Origin of the sequence: Pelomicrobium sp. (assembly GCF_036803785.1) — a bacterium.
Lineage (GTDB): Bacteria > Pseudomonadota > Gammaproteobacteria > Burkholderiales > UBA6910 > Pelomicrobium.
Genome location: NZ_DAIRTR010000017.1, coordinates 23,809 through 32,537 on the forward strand (window position 1 = coordinate 23,809; position 8,729 = coordinate 32,537).

9 protein-coding genes are annotated in these 8,729 nt (G+C 61.2%); 4 read left to right on the top strand and 5 right to left on the bottom strand.

Translation table 11 applies throughout. The annotated features are described in order from the left end of the window. Positions 1 to 20 precede the first annotated feature (20 nt). The 4 genes from V7Q81_RS03540 to V7Q81_RS03555 all read left to right on the top strand — a co-directional run bounded on the left by V7Q81_RS03540 (position 21) and on the right by V7Q81_RS03555 (position 3,556). A complete protein-coding gene (locus V7Q81_RS03540) occupies positions 21 to 926 on the top strand; it encodes a phytanoyl-CoA dioxygenase family protein (RefSeq protein ID WP_333840399.1) in 906 nt (301 codons plus the stop codon). A gap of 12 nt (positions 927 to 938) precedes the next feature. Continuing rightward, positions 939 to 2,291: an FAD-dependent oxidoreductase gene (locus tag V7Q81_RS03545; protein WP_333840401.1), complete on the top strand. Its 1,353-nt coding sequence runs from the start codon at positions 939 to 941 to the stop codon at positions 2,289 to 2,291. A gap of 97 nt (positions 2,292 to 2,388) precedes the next feature. Then, positions 2,389 to 2,700 carry a DUF6455 family protein gene (locus V7Q81_RS03550; RefSeq protein ID WP_333840403.1) on the top strand — a complete coding sequence of 104 codons (312 nt, stop codon included), beginning with the start codon at positions 2,389 to 2,391 and terminating at the stop codon, positions 2,698 to 2,700. A 13-nt stretch (positions 2,701 to 2,713) separates the two neighbouring features. Further along, positions 2,714 to 3,556: an isocitrate lyase/PEP mutase family protein gene (locus V7Q81_RS03555; protein ID WP_333840405.1), complete on the top strand. Its 843-nt coding sequence runs from the start codon at positions 2,714 to 2,716 to the stop codon at positions 3,554 to 3,556. Between the two features lie 20 nt (positions 3,557 to 3,576). On the opposite strand, the gene V7Q81_RS03560 is transcribed toward V7Q81_RS03555, so the two are convergent. From V7Q81_RS03560 to V7Q81_RS03580, 5 genes are all read right to left on the bottom strand, one after another. Next, a complete protein-coding gene (locus tag V7Q81_RS03560; protein ID WP_333840407.1) occupies positions 3,577 to 4,893 on the bottom strand; it encodes an amidase in 1,317 nt (438 codons plus the stop codon). Positions 4,894 to 4,923: 30 nt separating this feature from the next. Next, the gene (locus tag V7Q81_RS03565) at positions 4,924 to 6,246 is read right to left on the bottom strand and encodes a TRAP transporter large permease (RefSeq protein WP_333840413.1); all 1,323 of its coding nucleotides are present in this window, start codon (positions 6,244 to 6,246) and stop codon (positions 4,924 to 4,926) included. Between the two features lie 107 nt (positions 6,247 to 6,353). Then, positions 6,354 to 7,028 carry a TRAP transporter small permease subunit gene (locus V7Q81_RS03570; RefSeq protein WP_333840409.1) on the bottom strand — a complete coding sequence of 225 codons (675 nt, stop codon included), beginning with the start codon at positions 7,026 to 7,028 and terminating at the stop codon, positions 6,354 to 6,356. Positions 7,029 to 7,086: 58 nt separating this feature from the next. Further along, positions 7,087 to 8,277 (bottom strand): TRAP transporter substrate-binding protein, encoded by a 1,191-nt coding sequence (locus V7Q81_RS03575; RefSeq protein WP_442954747.1) that lies wholly within the window; start codon positions 8,275 to 8,277, stop codon positions 7,087 to 7,089. A gap of 256 nt (positions 8,278 to 8,533) precedes the next feature. Further along, positions 8,534 to 8,729 (bottom strand): cation:proton antiporter domain-containing protein (locus V7Q81_RS03580; protein ID WP_333840411.1); only part of this gene is annotated, 196 nt, incomplete at its 5' end.

The window sequence follows — 8,729 nt, forward strand, 5'->3', positions numbered from 1 at the left end:
CGTATAGAGGAGATCCTGCCATGACCCCGGAACAAGTCCTGTCCTATCCCCCCCGCGTGCTCTCTCAGGAACAGCGGGAGTTTTACTTCGAGCACGGCTACCTGCTGCTGGAAAGAATCATCCCGGAGGATTGGCTCGAGCGGCTGCGCGCCGCTACCCAGGCGCTGGTGGAGCGTAGCCGCTCGATCACCCGGTCCGATTCCATCTACGACCTGGAGCCGGATCACCGGCCCGAGGCGCCGCGCCTGCGCCGGGTATCGAACCCGGTGGAACAGCATCCGGTGTTCTGGGAGTATTGCTCCCAATCCCTGCTGGGGGATATCGTGGCCGACCTGGTGGGCCCTGACGTCAAATTCCACCACTCCAAGCTCAACTTCAAATGGGCCAAGGGGGGCGAGGAAGTGAAATGGCACTACGACATCGCTTTCTGGCCCCACACCAACTACTCGCCCCTCACCGTGGGAACCTATCTTTACGACTGCAGCATGGACCAGGCCCCCCTGGCAGTACTGCCGGGCAGTCACAAGATCGAGCCCCTTTTCTCCCAGTACAATGAACGAGGAGAATGGACCGGATGCCTGTCGGAGGCAGATCTCGCGAAGTTGGATCTCACCCGGGCCGTGTTCTTGCCAGGTCCTGCCGGTTCTCTCACCATCCATAACTGCCGCACCCTCCACTATTCCGCCAAAAACCTCTCCGACCTGGGCCGGCCGCTGCTTCTTTTCACCTACAGCTCCGCCGACGCGTTCCCCTACACGGTCAACCCGATCCGCTCCAAGTATGACCAGGCCATCATCCGCGGCCAGCGGGCGCTGTGGGCCCACCACGATCCACGCCCCTGCCTGGTGCCCCCCGACTGGTCCGGCGGCTACACTTCCATCTTCGCTCTGCAACAGAAACAGGCGGAAAAGCGAGCACAGCGGTAGCCTGAGGGGACGATGAGTCATCTAGCTTCGGGCGCTGTCGTAGACAGGCGTCCGTCCTTTCGCATCGATACCGACGTCGCCGTCGCCGGGGGCGGGGCCGCGGGGGTCGCCGCGGCGGTCACCGCAGCGCGCCAGGGGTTACGGGTGACCCTGGTGGAGCGTTATGGCTTTTGTGGAGGCGGTGCGGTGGCTGGCATGTCCGGTACCGTATGCGGGCTATACGAAGCGAGCGATGACCCGGCGCAGCCGCCGAAACAAGTAGTGTTCGGTTTCGCCCATGAGTTTACTGGGCTTCTGGAGCGCAAAGGAGGGCTTGGTCCCCCCGTTCGTTACGGGAAGACTTACACCCGGGTTCACGATCCCCTGGTATGGCGGGAAGCAGCCGACGATCTGCTGCGGGAGGCGGGCGTGCAGGTGCTCTACCACAGCACCGTCACCGGCGTGCTGCTGGAAGGCGGGCGGGTTCAGGGTCTTGCGCTCTACACCAAGCAAGGGCCAGCCACGGTGCATGCCCGCTTCACCATCGACGCGAGCGGCGACGCCGATGTGGTGGCCATGGCCGGCTTCCCATCATTCATCGGCGATCAAGGACGGGTACAAAATCCCACTATGATTTTCCGCCTCTGCGGCGTGGACACCGAAAAGTTTCTGCGCACCTACGGTGCCGACACCATCATGCCGGAGCAGATTTCGGCGCTGATCCGCACCTGCCACGGCCGCCAGTACTTTCTGCCCAGAGCCAAGATCTGGCTGTTCGCCACGCCCCGTCCCGGAGAGCTGTTGTGCAATTGCACGCGGATCCTCGGCGCCGACGGGCGTGAGCTCAACACGTTGTATTGCGCAGACTTCACTGAAGCGGAGATGGAGGGGCGGCGCCAAGTACGGGAATACGCCCGCTTCTTCCGCGATCACCTGGCGGGCTGCGAGGCGAGCTGGGTTAACGACACCGGCGTCCAGGTGGGGGTGCGCCAGACCCGCCAGGTTCGGGGTGTGGCGCTCCTTACCAACGAGGACGTGGTGGGCGCTCGCAAGTTCTGCGACGGCATCGCCCGCTCTGCCTGGCCCATCGAGCTGCACAGCGGCGACAAACCCCGTGTCGAGTGGCTGCTTAACGACTTCTACGAAGTGCCCTATGGCTGCCTCGTGCCGCAACAGGGTGAGGGGCTGCTCATCGCCGGCCGCTGCCTTTCGGCCCAGCACGAGGCCATCGCCTCGGCCCGGGTCACCGCCCAGTGCTTCAGCTACGGACAGGCGGCGGGACATGCCGCAGCCCTGTGCCTCGAGAACGGGTGCGAGCCGCGCCAGCTCCGGGGCGAGGACGTGCGTGCCCGGCTCAATCGGGACGGTGCGCGCCTCGACGAATGAGGCGCGCAAGTCTTTCCGAACCCTTGATCTGGATCAAAGCCCTCCTCGCGGCCCATGATAGATTAGTGATATATCAGATGCCGAAAGGAGAAACACGATGGACGCTGCACTCACGACCGCGATCCTTTCGCTCGTGGCGGCTTTCGGAGCGGCGCTGGCGCTGGCCGTCCGGCGCGGGCTGGCACCCCGGGAGCGGCTGCGCTTCGCCCGCATGGTGGAGCGCTCGGGCGTCGCCCTAGACAGCCTGGGGCGACCGGGCATCCTGTGGGAAGTTTCCCAAGCGGTCCGAATCTGCCCCCGCTGCCCCCACGGCAGCCGATGCCAGGCGTGGCTCGACGCGGGGCGTCGGGACGGGTTCGATGAGTTCTGTCCCAACGCCGGGCACATCCGCCGCATCGCCCAGGGATGAACCGGCGGCCCGCATGACGCCCGATCCGGGACACATCGACCGCGGGCGGCGTTTCCTGGCCCTGCACCGGCAAGGGCTCTTCCTTCTGACCAATGCCTGGGACGCGGCGAGCGCCCGGCTGTTCGAAGCGGCGGGCTGCGCGGCGGTGGGAACCTCAAGCGCCGGTATAGCCTTCAGCCTCGGGTATCCCGATGGGGAGCGCCTCCCCCGAGAGGAAATGCTGGCAGCGGTAGCGCGCATCACCCGCGCCGTGGAAGTGCCCGTGAGCGCCGACATGGAATCCGGCTATGGGGACACGCCCGAAGCGGTAGCCGAAACGGTACAGGCCGTCATCCGAGCGGGGGCGGTGGGCATCAACCTAGAGGACGCCACTTTCGACGGGGGCCTATTCGATTTGCAGCTCCAGGTGGAAAAGATTCGCGCCGCCCGGCGGGCAGCCGACGGCTCGGGCGTCCCCTTCGTGATCAACGCCCGCACCGATGTCTTCTGGCACAGGTTGGGAGAAGCCCGGGAGCGGTTACCGCTTGCCATCGCCCGGGCCAATGCTTATCGGGAAGCCGGCGCCGATTGCCTATTCGTTCCCGGGGCAGTCGAGCTGGAGACCATCCGTACCCTGGCACGGGAAATCGCAGGCCCCCTCAACGTGCTTGCTTCTCCCGGCTGCCCGCCCATCGCGGCGCTTGGGGAGGCGGGCGTGCGGCGTGTGAGCCTAGGCTCGGGACCCATGCGGGCGGCGATGGGACTTACGCGGCGGATTGCAAAGGAGCTCCTCGCTCAAGGCACATACCAGGCACTGCACCAAGGAGCGATTCCCTACCCGGAGGCGAACGCTTTGTTTACTCGAAATAGGCCCTAACGCTGCCCCAAGTCCTGCGACTACGTCAACGCTTCTACTTGAGCTACAAGCCATCGAGCCGTGCGCAATAAGCGGGCATCGTCTCCGCGAGGCCCGACCAATTGCACGCCCAATGGTAAACCGTGTTCTCCTTGCATAAGCGGGAGCGTCACAGCAGGTGTACCACAGAGCGTCCACAAGGTGCAAAAGACAGGATCCCCTGTTCCTTCTTCCCAGAGTGGCGCCGTGCCTGTGGTAGCAGGAGTGAGAATGGCGTAATAGCGATCGAACAGGTCGGCAAGCGCCTTGTTGAGCAAAGGGATACGGCTGACCGCGTCATTGTAGTCTATTGCGGTCACTTGACGACCGCGCTCGATCTGGCCCCGAAGAGAAGTGGAAAGCTGCTCAAACCCGTGCTCGTATTCTCGCGCAAAGCTTCTGGCAATGTCCGCTTCCATGATCAAGCGGTGCCAGTCGTAAGCCGCATCGAAGAGCGAGGGCAAGGTGACTTCCTCCACTGCTGTCCCAAGATGCTCCACCAGCTCAGCAAACGCCTTCCGCAGCTCATCGCTGGCGCGGGTCCAGGCCGGCGTTTTGACGAACGCCAAGCGAGGCGTTACCGGGGGGGGTTGATGAGAAACCTCGAGCAGCGCGGGGCGTGCTGCGGGCCGGGTATCCGGGTCCTGTTCATCGTAGCCGATGATCTCCTCGGCAATTACCGCCAGATCGTCCAGATTCCTCGCCATCACACCCACGTGGTCCAGCCAGCGAGACTGGGCCAAGATTCCAGCACGGGATATCAATCCATGCGTCGGCTTGAAGCCATAGATCCCACAGTATGCCGCCGGGCGGATGACGGAGCCGTTGGTCTGGGTGCCGAGCGCCAGGGGGACCATGCCAGCGGCGACCGCAGCCGCAGAGCCACTGGAAGAGCCTCCCGGAGAGCGGCTGGGATCCATGGGATGGCGCGTCTTGCCCGGACTATAGGTGGCAAGCTCCGTCGTCACCGTTTTGCCCAGAATGACTGCGCCCGCGCTGCGCAGTCGAGCCACTACGGTGGCATCTCGGAGCGGTCGCCGACCTGCGTGCAGGACCGTGCCATTCTCGGTCGGCATGTCGTAAGTGTCGATGATGTCTTTGACACCGACCGGAACCCCGTGCAGTCTCCCGACGGCCTTGCCTTCCCGACGTAGCTCATCGGCGAGGCGCGCCTGCTCCAGGGCATAGTCGGGATCCAGGAAGGCCCACGCCTGTACCTGGTCTTCCAGCGCGCGGATGCGCTCCAGGCAGGCCAGCACCAGCTCTTCGGAAGTCAGGCGCCCGTCCCGGATCGCCTGAGCAGCCTCCAGCGCACTCATCTGCACCCCACCTAGGTTTTTACTCTTCGCTCAATCGTACAAAAGACTAGGTAGCCACAGCCCTATCCCAGGGAAAACGTAAAGCAACACCATGGCAAGCACTTGGATTCCCATGAAGGGCAGCATACCGGCGAATATCTGGTTGAGGGTAACATGGGGTGGGGCTACCCCCTTTAGATAGAAGGCTGCCATGGCCACCGGAGGGGAGAGGAAAGCTGTTTGGAGATTGAGCGCTACCAGCAGGCCAAAGAAAAGGGGGTCTATCTGGAAATGCTCTAGGAGCGGGATGAAGATCGGCATGAAAATGACGATGATCTCCGTCCATTCCAGAGGCCATCCCAAGAGGAAAATGATGATCTGGGACAAGATCATAAATTGGAGCGGCGTGAGGTTGAGGGAGAGCACCCATTTCTCAATCAGCTCTTGTCCCCCCAAGAGGGCGAAGGAAGCGGAGAACAAAGCCGAGCCTACGAATAGCCAGCACACCATAGCGCTCGTGCGCGCGGTAAGAAATACCGACTCCTTCAGTCGTTCCCAGGTCAGAGCCCGGTAAAGAGCCGCGAGGATCAATCCGCCGGCTGCGCCCAAGGCCGCCGCTTCGGTAGGCGTGGCCAAGCCGAAAACGATGCTGCCAAGCACTGCCAGGATCAAGGCGGTAAGTGGCACGAAGGATTTGAGAAGATTAAGCACGATGTCTTTCAGCGGAACATCGCGTTCTTCTTTGGGTAGCTGGGGCGCCAGCCGAGGGTTGATAAGGGCGCGCGCCATGACATACAACACGTACAGCCCGGCGAGCATCAGGCCTGGAATGAAAGCCCCGGCATAGAGGCGCACCACCGACACGCCCGCCGTTGCCCCATAAAGTATCAGCAGAATAGAAGGCGGAATGAGGATGCCCAAACAGCCGCCCGCGGTAATAGAGCCTGCCGCCAGTTTCACGTCGTAGCCTGCACGCAGCATAGGACGCAAGGCAAGTAAACCCATGAGGGTGACCACCGCACCAATGATACCGGTGGCCGTGGCGAACACTGCACAAGTGACGATAGTAGCCACGGCTAGGGACCCCGGCAATCTGCCCATAGCGAGCTGTACGCTGTAGAACAACCTGTCCACGATGGCTGCGCGTTCGACGATGTAACCCATAAAAACGAATAGCGGCACAGCGATGAGCACATCGTTGGTCATGGCTCCATAGGTACGCTGCACGACTAGATCGAAGATGGGATTTTTAAGAGCCGGCAAGTCCGGGGTCTGGAGCTGAAAAGCAATCCAGCCGAAAATCATGCCAAGGCCCATCAAAGTAAACGCGGTAGGGAAGCCCAGCAGGATCGCCACCACGATCAGCGCCAGCATTAATAGGCCATAGTGGCCTGGGGTGATTTGTTCTGCGGAGAGAAAGATGGCGAATACCAGGACAACAACAACGATCAGGGCAGACAGGCCTACGACCATCGGATTCTTCACGACCGCCTCTCCTTAGACGTTTGAGCAGCTTCCTTTTCTTGGGCCAGCCTGATCTTGCGCACATCCCCCTCCACTTTGGCTAGGGTCTCAAGCACCTCTGGCTCTTCCACGCGCAGAGTTTTCTTGATCTCCTCCACATCCACCTCTTCCACATCGTGGGCGCGACGCGGCCACTGCCCCGTGCGTAAGCACAGGACGCAACGGATGATTTCAGCGATTCCCTGAAGGAGAACCAACGCGCCAGCGATGGGAATCACGGTCTTGAAATGGTAAAGCGGGGGGCCGCCCGGCGTGACGCTGGATCGCTCCTGAAGTTGCCAGGACATGTGCGCGAAGTCGATTCCGGAATAGGCGAGGGCCGCGACCCCGGGAATAAAGAACAGGAAGTAGAGCACCAGATCCAGGCTGGCCTGCACCCGCGGCGGGAAAAAGCCATAAAGGACATCGCCCCGCACATGACCGTCCCGCGCCAGAGTGTATGCTCCGGCCATCATGAACAAAACACCGTAGAGGATATATTCGACGTCGTAGGCCCACAGCCACGGCATTCGAAAGATGTAGCGCATTAGGACGTCGTAGCAGGTAACCCCGGTGAGCAATAGAATGCACCAGGCGAAAGCCTTACCGGACCAGGTGCTGATGCTCTCGATTAAATGGACCAGCCGTTCCATAGAGGAGCCCCAATAAAAATCCGGCGCCTAGTGGCGCCGGATATTTTTGCACTGTTGCTTAAGCTTTAAGCCGTGGATTGACTTTGCCGAACCAGTGGTCATAGGCAAGGTCCATGGGCACGTTGGTGTCCAAGTTCCACTTGCCCGCGCGTTGGGCAAACTTCTTCTGGGATTCCACTACCTTGGCGAAAAACGGGTTTTTCTGGGACTGTTCATCGATGATCTTGTCCCATGCCTTGAGCTGAGCCTCTAAGATTTCCTTGGGTGTGATATAGAACTTCACACCAGCTTTCTGCAATTCAATGTAGTCCTGGGAATAGCGGTCGACAGCCTTCCAGGACATGTCAGCCGACGAAGCTTGCGCCGCAAAGCGAATGATGGCTTTGAGGTCAGCGGGCAACGCATCGTATTTTTTCTTGTTGAACAGTACCTCAAAGCACTCGCACGGTTGATGGTAGCTCTGCAGGTAGCAGTGCTTGGTTACGTCTGGGAAGCCAAGCAGCCGGTCCGAGGAGGCGTTGTTGAATTCGGCCGCGTCTATCACACCACGATCCAGCGAGGGTACGATGTCGCTTCCGGGAATGGCTACCACCGAGGCGCCTAGTTCTTTGTAGTTGTCAATCGACAAGCCTACGGTGCGGAACTTGATGCCCTTCATATCGGCAAGGCCCTTGATGGGTTTCCTGAACCAGCCGAAAGGTTGAGTAGGCATGGGGCCATAGAGAAAACCCTCCACGTCGAGGCCCATCACTTTGTGTTGAAGCTCGTCATAGAGCGCCTTACCACCGCCATACTCAACCCAGGCGAGTAGCATATTGGCATCCATCCCAAGGGTGGGGCCAGTACCGAAAAGGGAATAAGCGGTGTTTTTGCCGAACCAGTAGGCTGAGACGCCGTGACCGCCGTCAAGCGTCCCCTTGTGCACGGCATCGATCAGATCGAAGGCTTTGACCACCGCGCCGGAGGGCAGCACGTCAATCTTGAGCCGCCCGCCCGACATATCGTTGACCTTCTTCGCGAAATCCAAGGCGTACTCGTGAAAGATGTCCTTGGTAGGCCAAGTACTCTGGAATCGCATGGTAATGGTCTGCTGCGCCCTGGCGATCATGGGGAAACCGGCCAGGCCGGCCGCCCCGGCGGACGCCGCAGCGGCACCCTTCAGGAATTTACGGCGGGAAGTCTTGGTCCTCTCCTCCTTGGCGGAATTTGGTTGTTGTTCGATCCCGGATTTGCGCATTACCTCGCTCATCGCTTCCTCCAATTTGTTGTTGAGGCAGTGATACGGTACAGCTCGATTCGCGCTGCAGGCTGCGAAGACCGGGGCCTGCGGCTTACAGAACCGCCCCGTGACCGCCGTTCTGTCACGGCGTTTGTCGTCTTGACACCCGGGTAGACCGCCTGGTCTGGCACTTGCAACGTAAACGCTATCATACCTTCGAAAGATGTTTTTTGGCCAGTGCCTTAGCGCCGCCACGGGGCTGCGCCGTGGGGCAGCGTTCCGCGGCTCAAGGAGCGGCCACCTCGCCTCGCCGCCGGATCAAGAAGGCCAGGATCGGCGGTGTCATGAGGGTGGTGAGCATCACCATGATAACGACGACGGAAAACACCTCATCGCTCACCACTCCCAGGCCCTTACCCACCACGGCAAAGATCAGGCCCACCTCCCCTCGGGGCACCATGCCCCAGCCCACCAGCCACTTG

Bases quoted from the DNA above. Each gene is read 5' to 3' on its own strand.
- V7Q81_RS03540 (WP_333840399.1), top strand. From the start codon at position 21: ATGACCCCGGAACAAGTCCTGTCCTATCCCCCCCGCGTGCTCTCTCAG.
- V7Q81_RS03545 (WP_333840401.1), top strand. From the start codon at position 939: ATGAGTCATCTAGCTTCGGGCGCTGTCGTAGACAGGCGTCCGTCCTTT.
- V7Q81_RS03550 (WP_333840403.1), top strand. From the start codon at position 2,389: ATGGACGCTGCACTCACGACCGCGATCCTTTCGCTCGTGGCGGCTTTC.
- V7Q81_RS03555 (WP_333840405.1), top strand. From the start codon at position 2,714: ATGACGCCCGATCCGGGACACATCGACCGCGGGCGGCGTTTCCTGGCC.
- V7Q81_RS03560 (WP_333840407.1), bottom strand. From the start codon at position 4,893: ATGAGTGCGCTGGAGGCTGCTCAGGCGATCCGGGACGGGCGCCTGACT.
- V7Q81_RS03565 (WP_333840413.1), bottom strand. From the start codon at position 6,246: ATGCTGGCGCTGATCGTGGTGGCGATCCTGCTGGGCTTCCCTACCGCG.
- V7Q81_RS03570 (WP_333840409.1), bottom strand. From the start codon at position 7,028: ATGGAACGGCTGGTCCATTTAATCGAGAGCATCAGCACCTGGTCCGGT.
- V7Q81_RS03575 (WP_442954747.1), bottom strand. From the start codon at position 8,277: ATGAGCGAGGTAATGCGCAAATCCGGGATCGAACAACAACCAAATTCC.